This window comes from Kitasatospora sp. NPDC059812, from assembly GCF_042732075.1.
GTDB lineage: Bacteria > Actinomycetota > Actinomycetes > Streptomycetales > Streptomycetaceae > Kitasatospora.
Window position 1 is genome coordinate 68,153 of record NZ_JBHWIO010000028.1, and the last position, 23,927, is coordinate 92,079.

General features: G+C 73.5%; 20 protein-coding genes, 1 pseudogene and 1 riboswitch. Of the genes and pseudogenes, 8 read left to right on the forward strand and 13 right to left on the reverse strand.

From position 1 onward, the window contains the following. Positions 1-330 precede the first annotated feature (330 nt). Positions 331-597 carry a hypothetical protein gene (locus ACFV6D_RS16735; RefSeq protein ID WP_063349971.1) on the forward strand — a complete coding sequence of 89 codons (267 nt, stop codon included), beginning with the start codon at positions 331-333 and terminating at the stop codon, positions 595-597. Positions 598-837: 240 nt separating this feature from the next. Then, entirely contained in the window at positions 838-1,284 is a 447-nt protein-coding gene (locus ACFV6D_RS16740; protein ID WP_363367071.1) for a YjbQ family protein, read from the forward strand. A gap of 72 nt (positions 1,285-1,356) precedes the next feature. Here the strand turns inward: ACFV6D_RS16740 and ACFV6D_RS16745 are convergent, their stop codons facing one another. Then, positions 1,357-1,953 carry a DUF1990 family protein gene (locus ACFV6D_RS16745; protein ID WP_380346237.1) on the reverse strand — a complete coding sequence of 199 codons (597 nt, stop codon included), beginning with the start codon at positions 1,951-1,953 and terminating at the stop codon, positions 1,357-1,359. A gap of 236 nt (positions 1,954-2,189) precedes the next feature. On the opposite strand from ACFV6D_RS16745, the gene ACFV6D_RS16750 reads away from it, so the two are divergent. Next, on the forward strand, positions 2,190-2,408 hold the full coding sequence (locus tag ACFV6D_RS16750; RefSeq protein ID WP_363367075.1) for a hypothetical protein: 219 nt from the start codon (positions 2,190-2,192) through the stop codon (positions 2,406-2,408). A 132-nt stretch (positions 2,409-2,540) separates the two neighbouring features. On the opposite strand, the gene ACFV6D_RS16755 is transcribed toward ACFV6D_RS16750, so the two are convergent. Together ACFV6D_RS16755 and ACFV6D_RS16760 are read right to left on the reverse strand one after the other, a co-directional pair. Beyond that, complete coding sequence (locus ACFV6D_RS16755) at positions 2,541-5,594, reverse strand: AAA family ATPase (protein ID WP_380560317.1); 3,054 nt, start codon at positions 5,592-5,594, stop codon at positions 2,541-2,543. After that, a complete protein-coding gene (locus tag ACFV6D_RS16760) occupies positions 5,591-6,760 on the reverse strand; it encodes an exonuclease SbcCD subunit D (RefSeq protein WP_063349975.1) in 1,170 nt (389 codons plus the stop codon). Before ACFV6D_RS16760 ends, ACFV6D_RS16755 begins: the two co-directional genes overlap by 4 nt. A gap of 360 nt (positions 6,761-7,120) precedes the next feature. On the opposite strand from ACFV6D_RS16760, the gene ACFV6D_RS16765 reads away from it, so the two are divergent. Together ACFV6D_RS16765 and ACFV6D_RS16770 are read left to right on the forward strand one after the other, a co-directional pair. Continuing rightward, the gene (locus ACFV6D_RS16765; RefSeq protein WP_380560331.1) at positions 7,121-8,254 is read left to right on the forward strand and encodes an IS30 family transposase; all 1,134 of its coding nucleotides are present in this window, start codon (positions 7,121-7,123) and stop codon (positions 8,252-8,254) included. A 405-nt stretch (positions 8,255-8,659) separates the two neighbouring features. After that, entirely contained in the window at positions 8,660-8,851 is a 192-nt protein-coding gene (locus ACFV6D_RS16770; protein WP_371521280.1) for a DUF5999 family protein, read from the forward strand. A gap of 91 nt (positions 8,852-8,942) precedes the next feature. On the opposite strand, the gene gcvP is transcribed toward ACFV6D_RS16770, so the two are convergent. Beyond that, positions 8,943-11,843 carry an aminomethyl-transferring glycine dehydrogenase gene (gene gcvP, locus ACFV6D_RS16775; protein ID WP_380560319.1) on the reverse strand — a complete coding sequence of 967 codons (2,901 nt, stop codon included), beginning with the start codon at positions 11,841-11,843 and terminating at the stop codon, positions 8,943-8,945. Between the two features lie 236 nt (positions 11,844-12,079). Beyond that, positions 12,080-12,183, reverse strand: a riboswitch (glycine riboswitch). Positions 12,184-12,406: 223 nt separating this feature from the next. Here gcvP and ACFV6D_RS16780 point away from each other — a divergent pair. From ACFV6D_RS16780 to ACFV6D_RS16790, 3 genes and pseudogenes are all read left to right on the forward strand, one after another. Then, positions 12,407-12,769, forward strand: a pseudogene (locus ACFV6D_RS16780) (PRC-barrel domain-containing protein); the annotation flags it as partial. Between the two features lie 12 nt (positions 12,770-12,781). Then, positions 12,782-13,579: a YsnF/AvaK domain-containing protein gene (locus ACFV6D_RS16785; RefSeq protein WP_380560332.1), complete on the forward strand. Its 798-nt coding sequence runs from the start codon at positions 12,782-12,784 to the stop codon at positions 13,577-13,579. Positions 13,580-13,758: 179 nt separating this feature from the next. Next, positions 13,759-15,255, forward strand: coding sequence for an MFS transporter (locus ACFV6D_RS16790; protein ID WP_079136056.1), 1,497 nt, complete (start codon positions 13,759-13,761; stop codon positions 15,253-15,255). A gap of 144 nt (positions 15,256-15,399) precedes the next feature. Here ACFV6D_RS16790 and ACFV6D_RS16795 read toward each other — a convergent pair whose 3' ends face one another. The 9 genes from ACFV6D_RS16795 to ACFV6D_RS16835 form a co-directional block, all read right to left on the reverse strand. Next, positions 15,400-16,827, reverse strand: coding sequence for a DNA polymerase IV (locus tag ACFV6D_RS16795; RefSeq protein ID WP_380340916.1), 1,428 nt, complete (start codon positions 16,825-16,827; stop codon positions 15,400-15,402). A gap of 64 nt (positions 16,828-16,891) precedes the next feature. Further along, positions 16,892-17,584, reverse strand: a complete 693-nt coding sequence (locus ACFV6D_RS16800; RefSeq protein WP_380560334.1) for a vancomycin high temperature exclusion protein — start codon at positions 17,582-17,584, stop codon at positions 16,892-16,894. 123 nt (positions 17,585-17,707) lie between these two features. Beyond that, positions 17,708-18,352, reverse strand: coding sequence for a MerR family transcriptional regulator (locus tag ACFV6D_RS16805; protein WP_063350204.1), 645 nt, complete (start codon positions 18,350-18,352; stop codon positions 17,708-17,710). Between the two features lie 237 nt (positions 18,353-18,589). After that, positions 18,590-19,066 carry a bifunctional nuclease family protein gene (locus tag ACFV6D_RS16810; RefSeq protein ID WP_063350203.1) on the reverse strand — a complete coding sequence of 159 codons (477 nt, stop codon included), beginning with the start codon at positions 19,064-19,066 and terminating at the stop codon, positions 18,590-18,592. Positions 19,067-19,199: 133 nt separating this feature from the next. Then, positions 19,200-19,892, reverse strand: a complete 693-nt coding sequence (locus ACFV6D_RS16815) for a MerR family transcriptional regulator (protein WP_208869207.1) — start codon at positions 19,890-19,892, stop codon at positions 19,200-19,202. Between the two features lie 179 nt (positions 19,893-20,071). After that, positions 20,072-20,953, reverse strand: coding sequence for an FHA domain-containing protein (locus ACFV6D_RS16820; RefSeq protein WP_079136055.1), 882 nt, complete (start codon positions 20,951-20,953; stop codon positions 20,072-20,074). 226 nt (positions 20,954-21,179) lie between these two features. Further along, a complete protein-coding gene (locus ACFV6D_RS16825; RefSeq protein ID WP_380560321.1) occupies positions 21,180-22,313 on the reverse strand; it encodes a DUF881 domain-containing protein in 1,134 nt (377 codons plus the stop codon). Continuing rightward, a complete protein-coding gene (locus ACFV6D_RS16830) occupies positions 22,297-22,629 on the reverse strand; it encodes a small basic family protein (protein WP_030062488.1) in 333 nt (110 codons plus the stop codon). Before ACFV6D_RS16830 ends, ACFV6D_RS16825 begins: the two co-directional genes overlap by 17 nt. Next, a complete protein-coding gene (locus ACFV6D_RS16835; protein WP_347878554.1) occupies positions 22,626-23,717 on the reverse strand; it encodes a DUF881 domain-containing protein in 1,092 nt (363 codons plus the stop codon). Before ACFV6D_RS16835 ends, ACFV6D_RS16830 begins: the two co-directional genes overlap by 4 nt. Between the last annotated feature and the right edge of the window lie 210 nt (positions 23,718-23,927).

Here is a 23,927-nt window from a genome sequence, read left to right on the forward strand (position 1 = left end):
ACTGCGGTATCCGCGTCGTGTCCACCGCCGCATCCGCCGCGGCATCCCTCATGGCCGCCGGGCCGCCCGCAGGGACGCGTGCGGGGTCGCGTGCGCCCGGCGTGCGCCGTGCGGCCGGGCGCCGGACCTGTGCCCCGGGTACTGCTGACAGATGGCCGGTCGTGCACCATCATTGATGCCTAGTCGTGATCGCCCTGGTGGCCCCTGGTGCATCGTCAGTTGACGCCGCACGGTACGGTGGCACAACACCAAGGACGGTTGCGCGAAGGCCGTCCATCGCGGATAGTCTTCGCCTCACGGCCCTGGCGCCTCGTAGGGGTGGGAAAACTGATGGAACACATGCAAGTGCGGACTCGGCCCCGCGTGCCGGCGATCCAGTGCGGTGTCGGCACGACCGGCCGTCGGATCGACCGACACCTGGCCGTGCTCGGCGCGCCCGCGCTCCCGGCGGTGGACACCGCCGAGGCGCTCGGGTTGATAAGGGAGCTGACGCCGCGCGGCGCGGACGCCCCGACGGCCAAGCGTCGTCACGCGCGGATCTCGCTGCTGACGCCACTGCGCCGGCTGCGGCGAAGCCTCTTCGGCGGGCGCGGCTAGCGCCCGTCGGCCCGGGGCCTACGGCTCCGCGGCCCGGGCCTCCCGGGCCACCCGGTGCGGATCGGGACCCCGACCCGGCGGACCACACGGACCGTCGGGTCTTCGGCGTGCTCGGATCCGGGCATGCCCCGGCCGGGCCGATGTGGTCTAAACCTTTCAGCCTAGTGCACCTCGCCGCCCCCACAGGCGGAGTCGGCGAGGTGCTGCGCGAGGCCCGTCGAGGTGGGTCAGGATGGCGCCATGGCGGACAACATCCACTCCACCCACCAGGGCCTCTTCCAGACCACCACCATCGAGATCACCACCGGCAGCCGAGAGGTCGCGCTCGACATCACCGACCGCTGTGCCGCGTTCCTCACCGAGCGGGCCGCCGGCCGCGACGGCCTGCTCAACGTCTTCGTCCCGCACGCCACCGCCGGAATCGCGGTGCTGGAGACCGGCTCCGGCAGCGACGACGACTTCCTCGCCACCCTGCGCGAACTGCTCCCCGCCGACGACCGCTGGCGCCACCGGCACGGCAGCCCCGGCCACGGGCGGGACCACGTGGTGCCCGGCCTGGTCGCCCCGCACGCCACCCTGCCGGTGATCGGCGGCCAGCTGGCGCTCGGCATCTGGCAGTCCGTGGTGCTGATCGACACCAACGGCGACAATCCGCGCCGGACGGTGCGGCTCTCCTTCTTCGGCTGACCCGACTTCTGCGGCCGGGACTCGCTCGGGCGGGACTCCTTCGGCCGACATTCCTTAGGCCGACTCGACGCGCTACTCGACGGCGGGATCGGCCGGGCCCGCGGGCCCGGCCGGCTCGGCCACGGCCATGGCGGCGGCCACCGCGGCCAGGTAGCGCTCGATCGCCAGGTACTGGCAGAGCAGCGCGACCGGCCGGCCCAGCCGCGCGTACCAGGCGGTCAGCCGGGAGAACGCCGACACCTCGAACCACACCTCGCCGGCGGCGTCCATGGACACCAGGAACGCCTCCTCGCCGCACTCCGGGTGCCCGGGGAGCGTGCCGTACGCGAAGCCGATCCGGTCCGGCTCCTCGACCGTCCACACCACCCGGCACGGGATCACCAGCCGGGGCCACCGGCTGCCCGGCAGGCTCAGCCGCAGCAGCACCGTCGACCCCGGCTCGGCCGGCGCGTGCGGGTACACGGCGAAACCGGTGCCCAGCTGGCTGCCCCAGCCGAGTACGTACCGCCCGGCCCGGGCCAGCACCTGAGGCCCGCGGCCCAGGTGCACGCGCCGCCGCAGGTGTGCGTAGCCGTCCGGCAGCGGGCCTCCGCGGGTGGCGCCGACCTCGGGGTAGGAGGGCGCGCTGGCGCGGGCGGCGAGCAGGCGCCGCTGGAGGTCGGTGGCCATGCGGTCACCGTAGCCGGGCGTCGTGGGCCCGCCGTCGGCGGGTCGTCCGGGGGGAGCTGGGTCGGGTCGGGCGGGGGCGGGCCGGTTCGGGCTGCGCCCGCTCCTGGACGGCGCCGCCGCCCTGATCGAGGAGTGCGGGGACCGGGTCAGGCTGGGTCAGGGCGGGCCGGCGCTCGGTTCGGGCTCGGGTCGGCGGCGCCTTGCGGCGGGGGCCGGGGGCGGAGTAGGAAGGCGGCATGAGCGACAGCGCGAGGAACGAGGACACGGCGGTCTGCGAGTTCGCCCCCGACGGCGGGGCGCAGGCGGCGCTGGTGCGCGATCCGGCGTCGACCGGGCCGCGGGCCGACTGCGTCCTGTGCGGGGAGCCGACCGAACTGCCCGCCGACCACCCGGGCAGCACGCTGTGCCCGGTCTGCGCCTGGCAGCAGGCCCAGCGGGTGGCCTGTTCGGGCTGATCCGAAAGAGAGCCCCTAGCCGCGATGCCACCGGCTTGACAGCGCCCGCAAGTCGCTGACCTGCGGTGATGATGGGGCGAGAAGGCCCGGGAAGGCCGCCTCAAAGCCGCTGGCAGTGTCCCTGAGCGGCCCCTAGGCGTCCTCCCTCCCGGCCAGGGCCAGGGTCGAGCCGCGTCGCCCCTTGCGGACCAGGAGCTGGGCGGGGATGCGGGTGCGCAGGTCGGCGACGTGACTGACGATGCCGACCGCCCGGTCGCGTTCACGCAGGCCGTCGAGGACGTCCATCACCTCCTCCAGGGACTGCTCGTCGAGCGTGCCGAAGCCCTCGTCGATGAACAGGGTGTCCAGCGGCATGCCGCCAGCCTCGTCGGTGACCACGTCGGCCAGGCCCAGGGCCAGGGCGAGGGAGGCGAAGAAGCTCTCGCCCCCGGAGAGCGTCGCGGTGTCCCGCTCGGTGCCCGTCCAGGCGTCGACCACCCGCAGGGCCAGGCCCGAGCGCTTGTTGCCGGTGCCCCGGTCGTCGCTGTGCACCAGGGTGTAGCGGCCGCCGGACATCCGGACCAGCCGGTCGCTGGCCGCCGCCGCGACCTGCTCCAGCCGGGCCGCCAGGACGTAGGACTCCAGGCGCATCCGGAGCCGGTTCTCGGTGGAGGTGCCGGCGGCCAGCGCCGCGAGCCGGTTGATCCGCCCGTACCGGGCCAGCGCCGGGGCCAGCTCGTCCGCGAGGTCGGCCAGTTGCCGACCGATCGAGGCCAGTGCCGCGCACCGTTCGTCGGCCGCCGAGCGGTCGGCGTGGGCCCGGCCCAGCCGGTCGGTGGCGGCGCCGAGCGCGGCCGCGGCGGCGGGCAGGTCGACCGGCGGACGGGCCGCGGCCTCGGCCAGATCGGGCAGCGCGAGTTCGTGCCGGACGGCGGCGGACTCCGTCCGGTGCCGCTCCAGTCGGGCTGCCAGCCGCTCGCGCTCCGCGCGGGGGAGCAGCACGGCCAGGGCCTCCTCGGGGCTCGGGAAGCCCGCTGCGGCGGCGGCCTCGGCGAGCTCGCCCTCGGCGTCCCCGAGCCGGGCCAGCGCCTGCGCGCAGGCCCGCGAGGCCTCGGCCACGGCGGCGACCCGCTCGACCAGCCGCTCCAGCGCGGCCGCCCGCGCGGCGACGGAGGCCGCCTCGCCCCGGGCCGCGGTCACCCGTGCGGCGAGCTCGCGCTGTTCGTGCCGGAGCGCCTGGAGTCGGTCGGTGCGGACGGCGGCGCGCTCCCGGGCCTCGCGCAGCTCGGCGAGCCGGCGGTCCCGGTCGACCGACAAGCGGGCGATCTCCTGCTCGACCCGGCCGAGCACCTCCGCCGAGTGCAGTGCCTCGCGGTGCTCGCGGTCCAGCTCGGCGAGGGCCTGCGCGAGCGCGTCGGTGCTCTCCGGCCCGGCTGCGCCGGTGGCGGTGGCCTCGCGGACCCGCAGCGCGGTGAGGGCCTGGTCCGCTGCCGTCCAGGCCTGTTCGGCGGCGGCCTGGGCCCGGCGGGCACGCTCCTCGTCGTCGGCGCCGACCCGGCCGTCGGCGGTCTCGGCGGGTGCCGGGTGTTCGGGTGAGCCGCAGACCCGGCACGCTTCGCCCGTGCGCAGTTGCTCGGCCAGCTCGGCGGCCATGCCAGCCAGCCGCCGCTCGCGCAGGCCGAGGCCGTACTCGCGGGCGTCCAGCGCGGCGGTGCGCAGGGCGGCAGCGCGCGGCTCGGCGGCGGCGATCTCGGCCCGCAGGCCGTCGCGCTCCCGGGCGGCGTCCAGGCGGGTGCTCAACTCGGCACGTCGGCCGTCTAGTTGCTCGACCAGCGCGCCCGCCGCCCGGGTCCGGTCCTGCTGCTCCTGGAGGCCGCCGAGCCGCGCGTCGTACTCGGCCAGCCAGTCCTCGGCCTCCTCGGCGAGCTCGTCGGCCCGCCGGCGCTCCTCGTCCAGGCTCCGCTGCTCGCGGGCGAGTTCGGCGCAGCGCCGCTCCTCCGCCCCGGCGGCCTCCAGCCGGACCAGCCCGGCCCGCAGTTCGCGTTCGGCCTCGGCCAGCTCGGCGGCCCCCGCTTCGGCGAGTGCCGGGCCCCCGGCGGCAGCGCTGCCCGCGCCGCCGTCGCCGGCCAGCACCTCGCGGTGCCGTCGCTCGGCCTCCCGGGCCCGCCGGTGCGCCTCGGTCGCGCCCTCGTGCAGCCGCAGCGCGGACTCCACCCCGACGGCCGCCTGCGCCGCCGCCAGCCGCCGGCCGTCCCGGGCCGCCTCGGGCTCGAACGCGGCCAGCCGGTCGGCCTGGAGCAGCGCCTGCCGGTGGCGGCGCTGCCGCCCGGCCAGCTCCTCGGCGGCCGCGCGCTCGCCCTGGGCGGTGCGTTGCGCCTCCTCGGCGCCTGCCAGCGCGGCCCCGGCGACGGTGCGCTGTTCGGCTGCGCCGCTGCGCAGGATCGCCGCCCAGCCGAGCACCCCGGCGGTCAGGTCGGCGGCGTCCTCCTCGGCCGGCACCCAGCCCTCGGCGGGCTCGGCGCCCGGGCCGGCCGCCTGCTCGGCCTTGCTGGCGAGATCCCGCAGACGGCGACGGCCGGCCTGGACGGCGGCCTCCTGGACGCGCCGCTGCTCCGCGAGCCACCCCTCGACGTGCTGGAACCGCTCGGTGTCGAACAGCCGCCGCAGCAGCTTGCCGCGCTCCTCCGAGTCGCCCTTGAGGAAGCGGGCGAAGTCGCCCTGCGGCAGCAGCACCACCTGGCAGAACTGCTCCCGGTTCATGCCGATCAGCCGGTGGATCTCCTCCCCGGCCTCCTGGTGCGACTTGCTCACCGCCCGCCAGCCGGGCGTGCCGTCCCCCGCGTCGGCGGCCCACTCGCGCAGCAGGGTCTGCGGCCGCTCGACGGTGGTGCCGGTGCCGACCTTCTTCGGCCGCCGCTGCTCCGGCAGCCGGGTGATCTGCAGCCGCCGCCCGCCGAGCGTCAGCTCCAGCCGGACCTCGGTCAGCCTGCGCGCCTCGGCGTGGTCGCTGCGCAGCCGGTTGGCCCGCCGGGTGCCGGGGACGTCGCCGTAGAGGGCGAAGCAGACCGCGTCCAGCACGCTGCTCTTGCCCGCGCCGGTGGCGCCGCGCAGCAGGAACAGGCCGCCGGCGGCGAGCGCGTCGAAGTCGACGCTCTCGCTGCCCGCGAACGGGCCGAACGCGCTGACGGTGAGCCGGTGCAGCCTCATCGGGGCAGGTCCGCCTTCCGGTCGGTGGTCTCCCGGACGCTCTCGAACCCGGCGCGCAGCCAGCCCAGCTCGTCCGGCTCCGGCTCGGCACCCGGGCGCACGTGCCGCAGGAAGCCCTCCGCGATCTCCAGGTCGGCCCGGCCGCTGACCCGGGCCGCGTACGACCGGGAGGGTTCGGCCTCGCTCTCCTCGGGGTCGAAGAGCAGTTGGAGGGTGTGCGGGAAGCGGCGGCGCAGCTTCTCCATCGGCTCGCTCGGGCGGGCCGCGTCGGTGAGCGTCGCCTGCACCCAGGCCTGCTCGTACGGCGCGTACTCGTCCTTGGTGAGCAGCGCGTCGAGGCTGTCGCGCAGGGTGGCGAGCGGGCGCGGGCGCGGGCAGTCGACGCGCTCGGCGGCGACCGAGCCGTCGGCCGCGAGGTCGACCAACCACATGGTCTTGCGCTGGTCCACCTCGGAGAAGGAGTAGGCGAGCGGCGAGCCGCTGTAGCGCAGGTGCGGGGCCAGGGTCTGGCAGCCGTGCAGGTGGCCGAGCGCGGCGTAGTGCACGCCGTCGAAGACGGAGGCGGGCACCGAGGCGACGCCGCCTACCGCGATGTCCCGCTCGCTGTCGCTCGCCGTGCCGCCGGTGACGAAGGCGTGCGCCAGCACCACCGCGCGGGTGCCGGCCGGGCGGGCCGCGAGATCGGCCCGGACCAGGTCCATCGCCGCGCCGAGCACCGCCGCGTGCCCGCCGCGCTCCAGCCCGAACCGCTCGCGCACCAGCGTCGGCTCCAGGTACGGCAGCCCGTACACCGCCACCGGCCCGTGCTCGTCCGCCAGCAGCACCGGGGCGGCGCACTCGCCCGGGTCGGTGCGCAGGTGGATGCCGGCCCGGCCGATCAGCCCGGCGCCGACGCCGAGGCGGCGGGCCGAGTCGTGGTTGCCGCTGATGAACACCGTCGGCACGCCCAGCCCGGCCAGCCGGTGCAGCACGTCGTCGAACAGGGCGACCGCGTCCAGGCCCGGCAGCGCCCGGTCGTACACGTCCCCGGCGACGAGCACGGCGTCCACGCGCTCGGCCCGGACCACGTCCACCAGGTGGTCCAGGAAGGCGCGCTGGGCGTCGTGCAGGCTCTCCCGGTGGAAGGAACGGCCCAGATGCCAGTCGGAGGTATGCAGCAGTCGCACTACAGCGCCCCTACCTGCATGTTTGCCACTTCCATGTCCTCCGAGTCAGCACCGAGTCAGCACCGGTCACGCGGCCGGCGCCTGGTCAGTACCGAGTATCACAGGACCCACCGACAGAGCCCCGTCCATCACAGCCCTCAGCCTCTCACCCGCATCAGGGGACAGGCGGCCGCAGACGTCGGCGGTGATCCGGATCGTGGATCCCAAGGAAAATGGGTCGGGCCCCGCCTTCTCCTTGGGTTCTAGGAGTCGTTGCAACACCCCAGTTCAAGGGGTGCGATGGACTTCGAGATCCGCAGGGTCCGGGCGAACCACACCACGAGGCCTCTGGTCCGTGAGCGGGAGGAATACTTCCGGCTCATGGACCAGGGCCTGAGTAGCGCCGAAGCGTGTCGGCGTGTGGGGATCAACCACCGGACGGGCAAGCGGTGGCGCAACGGCCGCAACCCGTCGGGCAGGAACAAGGCGGCACCACCGGCCAACGCGGTGGTGCCGCCTTCCGCTCCGTCCCGCTACCTGAGCGAGGCCGACCGGCTCCACATCGCCGACCGGCTGCGGGAGAAGGCCACCGTCCGCGCGATCGCCGCCGAGCTGGGCCGCAGCCCGTCCACGGTCAGCCGGGAGATCCGCCGCAACCGGCACCCGGACAGCGGGGCCTATCGCCCGCACGCCGCACAGGCCCGCGCCGATGCCCGAAAGCCCCGCCCCAAGCCTGGCAGGATCGGCCGCAACCCCGAGCTGCGGGACTTCATCCAGGACCGTCTGGACAGGAAGTGGAGTCCGGAGCAGATCTGCCAGGCTCTGCGGGACACCTTTCCCGAGCGGCCGGAGATGCACGTGGTCCACGAGACTGTCTACCAGGCCCTCTACGTCCAAGGCCGCGGGGAGCTCCGCCGCGAGCTGGCCGGCGCCCTGCGCACCGGCCGCGCGCGCCGCGTCCCCCACCGCCAGGCCGCCGCACGCAGGCCCAGGTTCGCCACCCCGATGGTCATGATCAGCGAACGCCCGGCCGAGGCCGAAGACCGGGCAGTGCCCGGCCACTGGGAGGGCGACCTGATCATCGGAAAGGACGGCGCCTCCGCCATCGGGACCCTGGTCGAGCGCGCCACTCGCTACGTGATGCTCCTGCACCTGCCCCACGGCCGCGCCGCCGAGCACGTTCGCGACGCCCTGGTGGACACCGTGCAGTCCCTGCCCGGCCACCTGGTCCGGTCGCTGACCTGGGACCAGGGCGCGGAGATGGCCTCCCACGGCTCGTTCACCGTCGCCACCGGCGTCCCGGTCTACTTCTGCGACCCCGCCAGCCCCTGGCAGCGCGGCTCCAACGAGAACACCAACGGGCTCCTGCGGCAGTACTTCCCCAAGGGCACCGACCTGACCACCCACGGCCCGCAACACCTCGCAGAGGTCGCCGCCGAACTCAACGGCCGCCCACGCAAAACGCTCGGCTGGGAAACCCCAGCCGAGCGCCTGCATAAACTACTCGCGGCCTGATCAAACCAACCACGTGTTGCGACGATCCCTAGAAACCGCCCAGCACCCGGTGGCCCGTCGGCGCGCGCGTCGCCCTCATCCGCCCGAACCACCCGGACGGGCCATCCACCCTGACCTCCTCGGGCCATGCCGCAGCTGACCCACCGGTGCGTCTTTTCCCGCCGGACCCACCTGAACGGGTGATCTCTGCCCGGGAGTTGTGGCGCATGTCACGAAATCCCTGCGCGCGCGTCCACAGATGCCGACACTGGGAACCAGCGTGGAAGGACCACCTGTCCTACCCACTTGAGCGCCGGTCAACACCTGGTCGGCGCGCGGACAGGATCCGGCTACCGCGGCGGCTCCCGACGGCTCCGCCGGCGGCCGCACCACGGGGGAGGATCGCAGAGCGAAGCGAGGGTACGCATGTGCCAGCACCGTCCTGAGTGCCCGTCGGCCGAGTCCGAGGACCGCGAGGCGGCCGTCACGGTGGCCTGCCACCCGGAGCAGGGCTGGAGCCTGCTCTGCAACGGCGTCGTGCTGTTCGAGGACACCGGAGAGCTGCTGCCCGACGGCCGGGTGATCGCGCCGCGCCGCACCGTCGCCCACGCGGCCTGACCGCACCGGCGGGGGCAGCCGCCGGACGACGACAACGGGCAGGGCCCCGACGGTACGTGCCGTCGGGGCCCTGCCGTACGTCCGGTCCGGATCAGACGCCGTACTCCTCCAGCGGCGGGCAGGAGCAGACCAGGTTGCGGTCGCCGTACGCGCCGTCGATCCGGCTGACCGGCGGCCAGTACTTGTCCGCCGGGTTCACGCCCGCCGGGAAGACCGCCTCCTGCCGCGAGTAGCCGTGCGCCCAGTCGCCGGCCAGCTCGGCGGCGGTGTGCGGGGCGTTGCGCAGCGGGTTGTCCGCGGCCGCCCACTCGCCCGAGCCGACCTTGTCGACCTCGGCCCGGATCTCGATCATCGCGTCGCAGAACCGGTCGATCTCGTGCAGGTCCTCGGACTCGGTCGGCTCGATCATCAGCGTGCCGGCCACCGGGAAGGACATCGTCGGCGCGTGGAAGCCGTAGTCGATCAGGCGCTTGGCGATGTCGTCCACCGTCACGCCCGTCTCCTTGGTCAGCGGGCGCAGGTCGATGATGCACTCGTGCGCGACCAGCCCGCCGGGGCCGGTGTAGAGCACCGGGAAGTGCGGTGCCAGCCGCTTGGCGATGTAGTTGGCGTTCAGCACCGCGACCTGGGTCGCGCGCTTGAGGCCCTCGCCGCCCATCAGCCGGACGTACGCCCAGGAGATCGGCAGGATGGCCGCCGAGCCCCACGGCGCCGCCGAGATCGGGCCGACCCCGGTGGCCGGGCCGGCCTCCGGCTGCAGCGGGTGGTTCGGCAGGTACGGCGCCAGGTGGGCACGCACCGCGACCGGACCGACGCCCGGGCCGCCGCCGCCGTGCGGGATGCAGAAGGTCTTGTGCAGGTTCAGGTGCGAGACGTCCGCGCCGAACTTGCCCGGCTTGGCGAGGCCGACCAGGGCGTTCAGGTTGGCACCGTCCACGTACACCTGGCCGCCGGCCTCGTGCACCAGGGCGCAGATGTCGGTGATCTGGGTCTCGTACACGCCGTGGGTGGACGGGTAGGTGACCATCAGCACGGAGAGGCTGTCCCGGTGCTGCTCGATCTTGGCCTTCAGGTCCTCGACGTCCACGTCGCCGTCGACCAGGGTCTTCACCACGACCACGCGCATGCCGGCCATCACCGCGGAGGCCGCGTTGGTGCCGTGCGCGGAGGACGGGATCAGGCAGACGTCGCGCTGGGTGTCGCCGTTGGCGTGGTGGTAGGCGCGGACGGCCAGCAGGCCGGCCAGCTCGCCCTGCGAGCCCGCGTTCGGCTGGATCGAGACGGCGTCGTAGCCGGTCACCTCGACCAGCTGGCGCTCCAGCTCGCGGATCAGGCTGAGGAAGCCCTGGGCCTGCTCGATCGGCGCGAAGGGGTGCAGCTGGCCGAACTCCGGCCAGGTGACGGCCTCCATCTCGGTGGTCGCGTTGAGCTTCATGGTGCAGGAGCCCAGCGGGATCATGCCGCGGTCCAGCGCGTAGTCCCGGTCCGACAGGCGGCGCAGGTAGCGCAGCATGGCGGTCTCCGAGCGGTGGCTGTGGAAGACCGGGTGGGTCAGGTACTCGTCCTGGCGCAGCAGCGCGGCCGGCAGCGCGTCGGCGCCCTCGGCGACCTCGACCGCGGGGACGCCGAACGCGGCCCAGACGGCGGCCAGGTGCTCGCGGGTGGTGGTCTCGTCGGTGGAGACCGAGATCCGGTCCGCGCCGTCCTGGTGGACGTTGACGCCGTTGGCGCGGGCGGCGGCCGCGATCTCGGCGGCACGGCCCGGGACGACGGCGGTGACGGTGTCGAAGAACTCGCCGTGCAGCAGCTCGACGCCGCCGGTCCGCAGGCCCTCGGCGAGGGCGGCGGCGTAGCGGTGGGTGCGGCGGGCGATGTCGGCCAGGCCGTCCGGGCCGTGGTAGACGGCGTACATCGAGGCCATGACGGCGAGCAGCACCTGGGCGGTGCAGATGTTGCTGGTGGCCTTCTCGCGGCGGATGTGCTGCTCGCGGGTCTGCAGCGCCAGGCGGTAGGCGCGGTTGCCGTCTGCGTCGACCGAGACGCCGACCAGACGGCCGGGCAGCGAGCGGGCGTACTCGGCGCGCACCGACAGGTAACCGGCGTGCGGGCCGCCGAAGCCCATCGGCACGCCGAAGCGCTGCGAGGTGCCGCAGGCGATGTCGGCGCCGAGCGAGCCCGGCGAGGCGAGCAGGGTCAGCGCCAGCAGGTCGGCGGCGACCGCGACGATCGCGCCGAGGCCGTGCGCCTGCTCGATGACCGGGGCGAGGTCGCGGACCACACCGGTGGCGCCCGGGTACTGGAGCAGCACGCCGAAGACGCCGCGCTCGGCGATCTCGGCCGGGATGCCCTCGGACAGGTCGGCGACGACGACCTCGACACCGGTCGGCACCGCGCGGGTGTTGATCACCGCGGTGGTCTGCGGCAGGGTCTCGGCGTCGACCAGGAAGACACCGCCCTTGACCTTGGTGACGCGGCGGGCGAGCGCCATCGCCTCGGCGGCCGCGGTGCCCTCGTCGAGCAGCGAGGAGCCGGAGGTCGGCAGGCCGGTCAGGTCGGAGACCAGGGTCTGGAAGTTGAGCAGCGCCTCCAGGCGGCCCTGGGAGATCTCCGGCTGGTACGGCGTGTAGGCGGTGTACCAGGCCGGGTTCTCCATGACGTTGCGCAGGATCACCGGCGGGGTGAAGGTCCCGTAGTAGCCCAGGCCGATCATCGGCTGGAGCACCTGGTTGCGGCTCGCCAGCTCGCGCAGTTCGGCGAGCACCTGCGCCTCGCTGCGGCCGCCGGGCAGGTCCAGGCCGGTGATGGAGCGGATCGCCTCGGGAACGGCGGTGGCGGCGAGTTCGTCCAGCGAGCCGTAGCCGATGGACGCCAGCATCTTCTGCTGCGCGGCGTCGTCGGGGCCGATGTGGCGGTTCTCGAAGGGGCTGGCCAGCTCAAGCTCGGTGAGGGTCGAGGCGCCGGTGGGGCGTCCCGCGTTCGGCTGGGCGTTCATGGTGGTCGAGGCCTCCTGGTCACGGACCGGCGGGGGTGCGCACGCCGACCGGCCGGAGCCGCTGCGGACAGCGATTCGACCCGGGCGGGCGAACCCGACAGGCCTCCCCCTCTGTCATCGGGACCTGAGAGCTTCACCCGCACGGCGCGCTGTGGCACGCCGCCGGCTTGCACCGTCGGTGAGGGTGGTGGCCGTCGGCTCCCTGCCGACGGTCCTGCCCTGCTTTCCAGAGTGACCTACCCCACACGGTACGGATGCCTGAGAGATTCCGGGGAGGAGTTGCTCCTTCGGCGCCCCGACCAGCGCTTTCCGTGGCCGGGGACTCTCCCGAGCGGGCTCGGCGGTCGCCGCCCAGGGTACCAGCGGCAGGCCCCCTGATCACGGCCGCGTCGGGTCACTCCGGGTCTACGCGCGTCCCCCGGACGGTCCAGCCCGAAGCCCGTCCGGCGCACCCCGGTCGCGCCCGTCCGATTCATGGCCTTTGGTGTGAAGTGGCAGGCGGAACGGGTGCTCCGGCCACGGTCCTGCGGGAGTTCCGCAGGCGCAGCGCACTGGAGGAAAGAGTGCAAACCGACATCGATCCCCGGGACCTCATCGGCCACAAGGCGGTCGACCGCAACGGAGACAAGATCGGCACGGTCGACGAGGTCTACCTGGACGACGCCACCGGCCAGCCGGAGTGGGCAGCCGTCCGGACCGGCATCTTCGGCCGGGACGCCTTCGTCCCGCTCACCACCAGCGAGTTCTCCGGCGACGAGCTCCGGGTGCCGTACGACAAGTCGCTGGTGAAGGAGTCGCCGGACTTCGGCGTCGGCCAGCACCTGTCGCCCGCCCAGGAGCTCCAGCTCTACCGCTACTACGGCCTGGACACCCCGGCGAACGGTCGGCCGGTCAGCCGGGACGCCGACCGGCCTGTTGGCCGCGAGGGTGACCGGCCCATCGGCCGGGACGGTGACCGCCCAGCCGGCCGGGACGCCGACCGGCCCATCAGCCGCGAGGATGACCGACCGGCGCGGCCCGACCTCGACTTCGGCACCACCTCGGCGGCCGAGCCCGTGAAGCCCATCACCTTCCACTCCCTCGCCCCCGCCCCGACCACCACCCCTGCCGACCCCACCGGCACCGCGACGGAGGTCAACGTGCGGACCCTCAACACCCCCGCGCCCGCAGCAGCCCCCACGACGATCGAGCCCAAGCCGCAGCCCGCCCCGGTCGTGACGACCACCGCGACCACGAACTCGGTCATGGCCGCGCCGGTCTCGGAGCGCTCGACCGGCCCGGCCACCTCGCCCCCCAACGGCCCGGTGGAGATCACCTGCCGCGAGGAGCGCCTGGACATCACCACGGACTGGCACATCGTGGGCACCGCGAAGCTGCGCAAGTACGTGACCAGCGAGCAGGTCGAGCGCCGCGTCCCGGTGGTCCGCGAGCGCGTCCGGGTGGAGCGGATGCCGGTGAGCGAGGCCGAGCGCGCCTCGCTCACCGAGAAGGAGATCGCCGAGGCGGTGGAGGAGGTCACCCTGCGCGAGGAGCGCCCGGTGGTCCGCAAGTACCTCACCCCGATCGAGCGGGTCCGCCTGGTGGTGGAGCGCTACACCGCCGAGGAGGTGATCCGGGACGAGCTGCGCCGCGAGCACGTCGAGGTCCACGACAACACCGCCGCCGCCCCGGCGACCCCGGCAGCCACTCCGGTGGCCGAGACCCCCCGCCCGGCCGTGCTGCGCCCGTTCGCCTGACCCTCGCCCCCAGGGCCCCGGACCCCTCGGTCCGGGGCCCTCGGCATGCCCCGTCCCGGCCGCCACCCGGCCGGAATCCTTCGATTTTGCCAAAGCGTCACCAATGGATATTTGACACTCTGAAGTATCTCCCGGCATGGTTACTTCAGTTCATTCACTATGTACGGGAGGAAGCAACCGTGAGTGAGGCACCACAGCCCACCACCGCGGCCGAGAAGCAGAGCAGCGCCCGGGTCCTGCCGGCCCTCATCCTGGCGATGCTGTCGTTCAGCGTGGTGCAGACCGCGGTCGTCCCGATCCTGCCCTCGCTGGCCAAGGAACTGAGCGTCTCCGCGTCCAGCATCACCTGGCTGATGACCGCCAACCTGCTCTCCGCCGCCGTGCTGACTCCCCTGCTGGGCCGCTTCGGCGACCTCCGGGGCCGTAAGCCGATGCTGCTGATCTCGCTGGCCGGTCTGGTCGCCGGTTCGGCACTGGCGGTCAGCACCCACTCCTTCACCTGGCTGGTCGTCGCCCGCGTCCTTCAGGGCGCCGGCGGTGGCGTGCTCCCGCTGGCGATCAGCATCGTCCGCGACGAGCTGCCCAAGCAGAAGGTGACCGGCGGCGTCGCCGCCATCAGCGCCTCGATGGGTGTCGGCTCCGGCCTCGGCCTGGTCGCGACCGGTCTCCTGCTGGAGCACTGGAGCTACAAGTCGATCTTCTGGATGGGCCTGGTCTTCGGCCTGATCGCGGTCGCCCTGGTCGCGTTCCGCGTCCCGTCCGACCCGGTCACCGACAAGGAGGGCGGCGCCGACCCGCTCGGCGCCCTCACCCTGGCCGGCTGGCTCTCCGCCCTGCTCGTCGCGGTCAGCCAGGGCAACCACTGGGGCTGGACCTCGACCAAGACCCTCGGCCTGTTCGCCGTGGCCGCCGTCGTCGCCCTGATCTGGGGGGTCATCGAGACCAAGGTCGCGCACCCCCTGGTGGACATGAAGATGATGTCCCGTCCGGCCGTCGCCTTCACCAACCTGGCCGGCCTGCTGATCGGCTTCGGCATGTACGGCTCGTTCATGGTGATCAGCAACTTCGCCCAGACCCCGGAGAAGCTCACCCACTACGGCTTCACCGCGACCGTCCTGCACGCCGGTCTGCTGCTGCTGCCGTCCGCGATCGGCTCGATGGTGGCGGCTCCGGTCGGCGCGATGCTGATCGCCCGCCGCGGCCCGCGCCTGCCGCTGGTCCTCGGTGGCGTCCTGGGTGCCGTCGCGATGGCCTACCTGGCCGTGCGGCACAGCCACGAGGGCGACATCTACACCTCCTCGGCGATCTTCGGCCTGGGCATCGGCCTGGCGTTCTCCGCGATGCCGGCGTACATCAACGGCGCCGTCCCGGTGGAGCAGAGCGGCATCGCCAACGGCATGAACGCCGTGCTGCGCACCGTCGGTGGCGCGATCGGCACCGCCGTGATGGCCGCCATCCTGACCGGCGACACCATGAAGCTGCCGCCGCAGATCCCGCTGCTGCTGCCCACCCTGGACGCCTACAAGCACGCGTTCTGGGTCGCGGCCGTCGTCTGCGCCGTCGCCGGCGTCGTCCCGTTCCTGATCCGCGGCACCAAGTCGGCCGCCACCGTCGTCGCCTCGGGCGGCGCGGCCGAGCGGAACTCCAGCCCCGAGCTGGCCAAGACCGACGCCTGACCAGGCGTCCGGCCGCCGCGCTCAGGGACAGGGCGCGGCGGCCCGGCCTTCGGACGGTCGCGAGGGCATCACGACCGCACGAAGTCCGGCACGGTATGCGGCCCCAACCGGTACTCCCCCCACCGGTTGGGGCCGCTTCGCGTTTCACACCCCCGGCGCCCCCGTCTCCCCCGGCGCCCCCGTCCCCCCGGGTGCCCCCGTCTCCTCCGGCCCCTCGGCCCCCCACAGCGGCAGCGGACGGGCCGGTTCCAGCGCCGGATCGTCCACCGCGAAGGTCCGGATGCGCCCCGGCCCGCTCCACGGCGTCTCGAACCGCACGGTGACCCGCCCGACACCGCTGCCCTGCACCCACCCGGGCCCCAGCTCGGCATGGCGGACGTCCTGCCCGGGCATCCAGCGGCGCGGCGCGGCCGCCTCCGGCTCCTCCTCCGCCGCCTCGACCTCCGCCTCCGCGTGCTCGGCCGCCTCCTCCCGCAGGGCCTGCGCGAACAAGTCCTCCTGGGTGTAGTCGGCCAGCTGGGCGACCCCCACCCCGAGCAGCCGCACCCCGCCGGTGATGTCCACCTGGGAGGCCAGCCGGCGCGCCGTCTCGATGACCACCGCCTCGTCGTCGGTGGGCCCGCGCAGCGTCTCCGAACGGGTCAGCGTCGAGAAGTCGAACCGCCGGACCTTGAGCACCACCGTCCGCCCCGACCGCCCGGCCGCGCGCAGCCGCCGCACGCACCGGGCGGCCAGCACCTCCACCTCGCGCAGCACCCGGTCCCGGTCAGCGAGATCCACCTCGAAGGTGTCCTCCACCGAGACCGACTTGGCGTCCTGATCGGCCACCACCGGCCGGTCGTCCAGCCCTATCGACATCTGGTGCACACCGGCACCGTGCGCCCGCCCGAGCAGCTGCACCAGCTCGCCCTCCCCCGCCTCGGCGAGGTCCGCCACGGTGTTCAGTCCGGCCCGCCGCAGCACCTGCTCGGTGGCCGGCCCGATCCCGGGCAGCGCCCGGACCGGCATCGGGCCGAGCACGGCCCGCTCCTGCCCGGGTTCGATCAGCACCAGCCCGTCCGGTTTGGCCTGCTCGGAGGCGATCTTCGCCATCAGCTTGGAGCCGGCGGCCCCGACCGACCCGGTCAGCCCGGTGCGCCGCTGGATGTCCGCCCGCAGGTCCTCCGCCAGGGCGAGCACCAGCCGCTCCCCGGTCTCGTGGTCGGACTCGGCCAGCACCGGACCGTAGGGGCCGGCCTCCAGGTCGACGAAGGCCTCGTCCAGGCTGAGCGGCTGCACCAGCGGCGACAGCTCGCGCAGCAGACCCATCACGAGCTCGCTGACCTGCCGGTAGGCCTCGAACCGGCCGCTCAGAAAGGCCGCGTTGGGGCAGAGCCGGCGCGCCTGCGCCATCGGCATCGCCGAGTGCACCCCGAACCTCCGCGCCTCGTACGAGGCGGTGGAGACCACCCCGCGCCCGCCGAGCCCGCCGACGACCACCGGTTTGCCGCGCAGGCTCGGCTTGGCCGCCTGCTCCACCGCCGCGAAGAAGGCGTCCATGTCGAGGTGGATGATGCTCGGCAGTGATCGCACCCGCCGATCATCCCGCAGGGGTCCGACAATGCGTACGAACCCGCGCAGGGCCCAGGTCCTGTCCCTAGCCCTGCGCTGCGTCCGCCAGAGCCTTCGGGATGCCGTCCTCCTGGGGGCCGAGGAACAGCGGGTCCGGCCGCAGCCAGGCGTTGACCGCCGCCTTGCCCGCCCCGGGGATCTCCCGCAGCCCGCCGTACAGCCAGGTGCCGTCGTGCGGTTCCGGCACCCCGACCGCGTACGCGTCGATGCCCGCCGCCTCGCACAGGGCCAGCGCCCGGCGGACGTGGAAGTCCTGGCTGACCAGCACCGCCCGTTCCACCCCGAAGACCCGCCGGGCCCGGGTGCAGGAGTTCCAGGTGTCGAAGCCCGCGTAGTCGCCCACCACCCGGACCGCCGGCACCCCGTGCTCGATCAGGTACGTCCGCATCGCGTCCGGCTCGTCGTAGCTGTCCCGGCCGTTGTCGCCGGTCACCAGGATCGCCTGCACCTTCCCCGCCCGGTACAGGTCCAGCGCCGCGCTCAGCCGGTGCTCCAGGTACGGCGACGGCTTGCCCTGGTCCAGCCCGGCGCCGAAGACCACCGCGACCGGCGCGGTCGGCACGCTGGCCACCGTGCCGACCCGGTCCCCGGCCGAGCACCACAGCCACGCGCTCGGCGCCAGCGCCAACGAGCAGAGCACCGTCGCCGCTTGGAAGGCCCTGCGCTGCACGGGCCGCCGCCGGAACCGGACCTTCAACAGCCCGCCCCGACGCCGCAGCAGACCCGCTATCCCGGTGCCGAACCCCACGTGCCCTCCCTCGATCGCCTCACCAGGCGCAACGACGAGGCCGCGGGCCCGGACGGTTCCCCGTCCGGGCCCGCGGCCTCGTCAGTTCTGCGGTCAGACCGCCCGGTTGCGCCGCTGGGCCAGCTCGTCGGACGGGTCGTGGCCGACCAGCGTCTCGCCGGTGTCGGTGCGCTCCGCGTGCAGCCGCCCGAGCGTGAGCTCCAGCTCCCGCCAGACCACTCCCACCGCGATGCCGAACACCCCCTGACCGCCCTTCAGCAGGTCCACCACCTGCTGCGGCGTGGTGCACTCGTACACCGTGGCGCCGTCGCACATCAGCGTCATCCCGGCCAGGTCGCCCTGCTCGGCCGCCTGCAGATGGGCGACCGCCACCCGGATGTTCTGCAGCGAGACGCCCGCGTCGAGCAGCCGCTTCACGATCTTCAGCAGCAGGATGTCGCGGAAGCTGTAGAGCCGCTGGCTGGTGGCCGGGTACGCCGAACGGACGCTGGGCTCCAGCAGTCCGGTCCGGGCCCAGTAGTCCAGCTGGCGGTACGTGATGCCGGCCGCCGCGCAGGCCGTCGGACCGCGGTAGCCGATCAGTTCGGACGTCGGGGCCAGCCGCTCGATGGCGGGCTGGCCCGGCTGCACGGCCGGGAACCTGCCCACCCGGGGCAGGTCCGTCACGGTGCGAGCGGTGCGCGGCAGGTGCACGGCACACAGGCCTCCCACGGCCGTGCCATCGCCGGTGCTGCTCATGCCTGCCTCCGTCCACTGGTGCTGCGGGCAACCCGAACTGCGGGCATCGGTCACCCGGACAGCCACTCCTGACGGTAGGCAGTCCCCTATGACCCGTCAACGATCGCCACGCCGGGCCAGCCAAACCACATCACTCAGGAGAGTGGTTTTTCGTGCCCCTAGTGTGGGTAGGTCGACGGTTTTTGGCAAAACGGCAAGCCAAACAACGGCCTGACCTGTAGAGAAATCCGGTCCGCGCTACTGCGGACCGCTGCCCCCGAAGTCCTCGGGCGACACCTGGTCGAGGAACTCGCGGAACTTCTCGACCTCGTCCTCCTGCTCGTCCGGGATCGCGATGCCCGCCTCGGCGAGCACCTCCTCGCTCCCGTAGATCGGAGTGCCGGTGCGCAGGGCCAGCGCTATCGCGTCGGACGGCCGGGCGCTCACCTCGACCCCGCCGGTGAAGACCAGCTCGGCGTAGAAGACGCCCTCCCGCAGGTCGGTGATCCGGACCTCGGTGAGCTGCTGCCCGAGCGCCTCCAGGACGTCCTTGAACAGGTCGTGCGTCAGCGGGCGGACCGGCGTCATGCCCTGCTGGGCGAAGGCGATCGCGGTCGCCTCGCCGGGACCGATCCAGATCGGCAGGTACCGATCGCCCCCGACCTCCCGCAGCAGCACGATCGGCTGGTTGGAAGGCATCTCCACTCGGACACCCACGACGTCGAGCTCATTCACACAGGCAACCCTATGGCTCAGGCCCCGGATATGAAAGCGCAGGGCCGACGCCCCTGGTCAGCGCGGTGCACTGCGGTCAGCCGGGGCCCTGGACGGACAGCCGCAGGAGCCCCGCAGGAACCCCGCGGGGACGCTATCCGCGGCCGCGCAGACCGGCCTGGACCATCGCCGCGTGCAGCCGCACGGACAGTGTCGCCAGCTCCCGCGCAGTGGCCTCGGCATGGGCCCTGGTCTGCGGGTTCCGGTGCCGGCGCAGCGGCGCCACCACCTGTTCCACCAGCGCGATCTCCCGGTCCGCCGCGGCCTTCATGGCCCGCAGGTGCCGCGGCTCCAGCCCGTACCGGCCGAGTTCCGCGACCAGCCGGGCCACCTGCAGCGCCTCGCCGTCGTACCCGCCGTCCGGGCCGGGCGCGACCAGACCGTAGGACTCCCACTCGGAGAGCTCGCGCTCCCCGGACTCGGCGGCCGCCAGCAGTTCGGCACGCCCCAGCCGGACTCCGGACGGGACGTCGGCCGAAGCCCCCAGCTCCCGGTCCGCCTCCTCCACGGGTCCGGGCCGGGTGTCGGCGGACGGCAGCGCGGGCGGTGCCTCACCGCGCTCGATGGCGTCCAGGTGCTCGCGGATCACCCGCAGCGGCAGGTAGTGGTCACGCTGCATCCGCAGGACGTAGGCCAGCCGCTCGACGTCGGCCGGACTGAACTTGCGGTACCCCGAGGGCGTGCGCTGCGGCTCGACCAGGCCCTCCGCCTCCAGGAACCTGATCTTGGAGATGGTGACCTCGGGGAAGTCGTCGCGCAGGAAGGTCAACACCGCGCCGATGCTCAGCAGCTCGTCACCGCCGCGCCGCCGCCCACCCGGCCGGTCCGGGCGGATCGGCTGCCTGGGGCCCGCGACCACCCCGCGCCCGCCGCGGTCCGCCTGCGGACCGGACGATGCGGGGGTGGCCGCCCCGAGAGAAGATGAAGGGGTATTCGTACTCACTCGGGCTCCTACCGACGTTGGGTTCAGTACCCCCGGTTGTGGCCGGCGAAGAACACCAGCCGGTACTTCCCGATCTGCACCTCGTCACCGTTGTTCAGCGACACCTCGTCGATCCGCTCCCGGTTGACGTAGGTGCCGTTGAGGCTGCCGACGTCCGCGACGCTGAACCCGGCCCGCGTCCGGCGGAACTCCACGTGGCGCCGCGAGACCGTGACGTCGTCCAGGAAGATGTCGCCCTGCGGGTGACGGCCGGCCGTGGTGACGTCCGAGTCCAGCAGGAAGCGGCTGCCCGAGTTCGGACCGCGCTGGACGATCAGCAGGGCCGAGCCCGGCGGCAGCGCGTCGATCGCCGACAGCACCTCGGCCGACAGGGCCGGCGTGGCGCCGGTGCCGGTCGTGGTGTTGGGGTCGTACGACTCCAGGCCGGAGATGGAGATGGTCGACGTGGTCTCCGCCGCCCCCTCCGGAAGCAGGCCACCGCGCAGGGCCGTACCGCAGTTGGAGCAGAACCGGGCCGCGGCCGGGTTCTGGTTGCCGCACCTGGGGCACGGAGTGGGGCCAGCCATGTTCACAGCCTCCTGGCGCGGCACACCCGACGGGTTGTGCCCGGCGTACGGGTCCGGGGCAAACCCTCCACCAGAGCTTGAGGGTCCTGACTGGAAACCTATGCGCGGGTCGCCGGAAGGGTCAACCGACGCGCCGTAACCCACCGGATTCCCTGCGTACTGGGCGGCCGCGCCGTCCCGGAACAGCTGCTGCTCGGCGTACGCCGCCCCCTCGGGGGCGGGGCGCATGCCCGGCACGGCGGCCTCGTCCTCGGGCCGGCGGTGCCGCGCGGTGGGCGCCTCGACGGAGGCCGCGCCACGGCCCTTGTTACGACCGAACAACTTCGAGAAGAAACTCACGGGCGAATCCCCTTGCGTGTGACAGACCCGCCCGCGGGGCAGGGTGAGAACCTCGGACAGGCTGCGGGCCCGGTTGCGGACCGGGCCTGCTGGAGTGGTACTCCGACGGTCGGTACTGCGATTGGTGCTCCGGTGCGTGCTGGTACGACCCAGTCTCGCCCACGCGACGGCGGCGCCCCGCACCGGGTGCCGCCCGCGGATGACGGGCTGTTCGTCGGGCGCCCCGTCACTTCGAAGCCGGCTTGGCGTACTGCGGCGTCTTCAGATCCACGAGGGCGTCGACGACCACCTTCTGCTGCTGGGTGATCGTCGCCCGCGCCTGGTGACTCTCCAGAGTACGGACGACACCCCCCGGGATGTTCAGCGCGGGTGTCAGATCCTGCGGGTTCCCCACGACGGTGAACCGATAGGGCTGCGAGACCTTCTTCCCGTCGATCTGCACCCCGCCGCCCGACACGTCGGTGAAGTAGGTGTTGACCACCACGCGCACATCGTTGATCTGAATCGCCTCCGCCCCCGCCGCTCGAAGTTCTTGCAGGGTGTCCAGCAGCATATCTGCCTTCACCTGCCCTTGGGGATCATCGACCGTGAGTACGATGCCCGGACCAGTGGCTTTGACGGTACCGGCGAGCACGCCGAGCTCCGTCGCCTTCTTCCTGGTCTGTTCCTGGGCCTCCTTGGCCTGGTTGGAACTGTTCTCCAACTTGGCCAGGGACTGCTCCAACTCCGCCTTCTCCTGCTGAAGACGCTGCTGGCGGCTGTCCAGTTCGTCGAGGATGCGCACCAGGTCCTCCTGGCGGGCCCCGCGGAGCTGGCTGTGGTGGTCGTTGGTCGACCGCACCTGGATCGCCAGCCCCAGGCCGAGCGAGAACAGCAGCAGCGCCACCACCAGCTGCCCGCGCGACATCCGCGGCGGCCACAGGGCCGCCTTGAGGCGCCGCCGCCCCGCACTGCGATCCACCGCTGCCGGCTCCGCCACGGGCTCGGACGCAGGCTCGGGCTCAGACGCAGGCCCGAGTTCAGACACAGGCCCGGGCTCAGGCGCCGCGGCCTTCGCGAGCCGCACCACGGGCGCGGGCGCCGCCTCCGCATCAAGCTCAGGCTTAGCGTCAGACTTCACCGCAGCCCGCTCCTCGGGCTCCTCCACCGCCGCCACAGGCCCCTCGGCCTTCTCCGGCTCCTCGGTCTGGTCGACCTGGTCGGCGTGCCGGACCTCCCCGGCCCCGTCCACCGGCTCGGCCGGGCCCGCCTCGGCCGCCGACTCCGGCCCTGGCGCCTCGGCGGCCCGTTCCAACGCGTTCCCGCCGCCGTCCGCGTGCTCCTCCGCCGCCCCGCGGCCCGGCTCAGGCGCGGAAGACATGGCGCCGAATCGCGGCCGCGTTGGAGAAGATGCGGATGCCGAGGACGACGACCACACCCGTGGACAGCTGCGAGCCGACGCCCAGCTGGTCACCGAGGAAGACGATCAGTGCCGCGACCACCACGTTCGACAGGAACGAGACGATGAACACCTTGTCGTTGAAGATCCCGTCCAGCATCGCCCGGACGCCGCCGAACACGGCGTCCAGCGCCGCCACCACCGCGATCGGCAGGTACGGCACGACGGCGTCCGGCACCTCGGGCTGGACGAAGAGTCCGACGACCACCCCGATCACGAGACCCAGTACGGCAATCACGGTCTAGCTGCTCCTGTCCCTGCGGACGACGACCCGGTCGGGGCCGTCGTGGACGAGTGGGCTGTCGTGGTCTTCGCGGACCCGCTCGGCGTTCGCCGCCCGGTGCCCGCAGACGGTGAAACGGACGCGCTCGGACTCCCGGAGGTTCCGGCGGTGGGTGACGGCGTCGGGGTGACCGAAGCCGCCGACGAGGACGCCGGGGGCGAAGACTCGGGCGTGACCGGCTGGGCGGTCCGCAGCGTCACACCCACCGCGGCCGGCAGCGTCAGGCTCTTCTGCGCGGACATGGTCGACTTGATGCCGTACTTCTCCTGGAGCAGCCGCAGGTACTGCCCGGCCATGTCGTTCTCGAAGGCGGTGAGCAGCTTCGGCCCGTCCCCGATCGCCTGGATGTTGTACGGCGGGACGAGCGGCCGGTTGTCCACCAGCACCGCCTCGCCCGCGGCCCGGATCGCCGAGAGCGCGGTGAGCCGCTGGCCGTTGATCGCCACGGCTTCCGCGCCGGATCCCCACAGGCCGTTCACCACCAGCTGGAGGTCGCGGTCCCGCAGCCGGCCGCTGTTGGAGAAGCCCTGCCCGGCCCGCGGGTCGACGTTCCCCCCGCCGCCGGTCCCCGCCGCGTCCTCCAGGACCAGCTTGACGCCCGGCCCCGCGACCTCGCCCAGGCCCACCGCGCCGGTCAGACCGCCCTCGTCGCCGTCGCCCGTGGCGAGCGCCTGCTGCTGCGTGCTCTCGACCTTGCGCCGCAGGTCCTGCACCTGCTGCTGGAGGTGGTCGGCCGAGCCGTTGGTGTCGTTGATCCGGTGGATCAGCGCGTCCCGCTCCTTGGCCAGCGTCGGCTCCGCCTTGTGCGCGTTCACCGCGCCGACCGTCACCACGACCCCGACCAACGCCAGCCCGGCGCCCAGCGTGAGCAGGCCTCGGACCGTCCTGGGTATCCGGCTGTCGTGGTCTCCGCCCCGCGCCGCGGCCGCCTCGGCGTAGCCCTCGTCGAGGCTGTGGTCCATGACGTTGGTCAGCAGGGACATCGAGGCGTCCGGACGGTTGTACCGTCCGTTCGGGGCACTCGGCGTCGGCGTCGCTGGCATGCGGACCATCGTCCCACGTCGGCGAAGGGGCCCACGCACACCCCCTGAGCTGCACACACGACACAAAGTGACGGATCATTGCGAACAGTGTGAAAACGGACAGCGGGGGGGGGGGGGGGGCGGCGCGCGCCCCCCCCCCCCCCCCCCCCGCCGGGGGCGGCGGGGGGGGGGGCCGCCCCCCCGCGCGCGCCCCCCCCCCGCCCCCCCGAC

What these genes read in the sequence shown, in the direction of transcription:
- ACFV6D_RS16735 (WP_063349971.1), top strand. Translation starts at nt 331, where the DNA reads ATGGAACACATGCAAGTGCGGACTCGGCCCCGCGTGCCGGCGATCCAG.
- ACFV6D_RS16740 (WP_363367071.1), top strand. Translation starts at nt 838, where the DNA reads ATGGCGGACAACATCCACTCCACCCACCAGGGCCTCTTCCAGACCACC.
- ACFV6D_RS16745 (WP_380346237.1), bottom strand. Translation starts at nt 1,953, where the DNA reads ATGGCCACCGACCTCCAGCGGCGCCTGCTCGCCGCCCGCGCCAGCGCG.
- ACFV6D_RS16750 (WP_363367075.1), top strand. Translation starts at nt 2,190, where the DNA reads ATGAGCGACAGCGCGAGGAACGAGGACACGGCGGTCTGCGAGTTCGCC.
- ACFV6D_RS16755 (WP_380560317.1), bottom strand. Translation starts at nt 5,594, where the DNA reads ATGAGGCTGCACCGGCTCACCGTCAGCGCGTTCGGCCCGTTCGCGGGC.
- ACFV6D_RS16765 (WP_380560331.1), top strand. Translation starts at nt 7,121, where the DNA reads ATGGACCAGGGCCTGAGTAGCGCCGAAGCGTGTCGGCGTGTGGGGATC.
- ACFV6D_RS16770 (WP_371521280.1), top strand. Translation starts at nt 8,660, where the DNA reads ATGTGCCAGCACCGTCCTGAGTGCCCGTCGGCCGAGTCCGAGGACCGC.
- gcvP (WP_380560319.1), bottom strand. Translation starts at nt 11,843, where the DNA reads ATGAACGCCCAGCCGAACGCGGGACGCCCCACCGGCGCCTCGACCCTC.
- ACFV6D_RS16805 (WP_063350204.1), bottom strand. Translation starts at nt 18,352, where the DNA reads ATGAGCAGCACCGGCGATGGCACGGCCGTGGGAGGCCTGTGTGCCGTG.
- ACFV6D_RS16825 (WP_380560321.1), bottom strand. Translation starts at nt 22,313, where the DNA reads ATGTCTTCCGCGCCTGAGCCGGGCCGCGGGGCGGCGGAGGAGCACGCG.
- ACFV6D_RS16835 (WP_347878554.1), bottom strand. Translation starts at nt 23,717, where the DNA reads ATGCCAGCGACGCCGACGCCGAGTGCCCCGAACGGACGGTACAACCGT.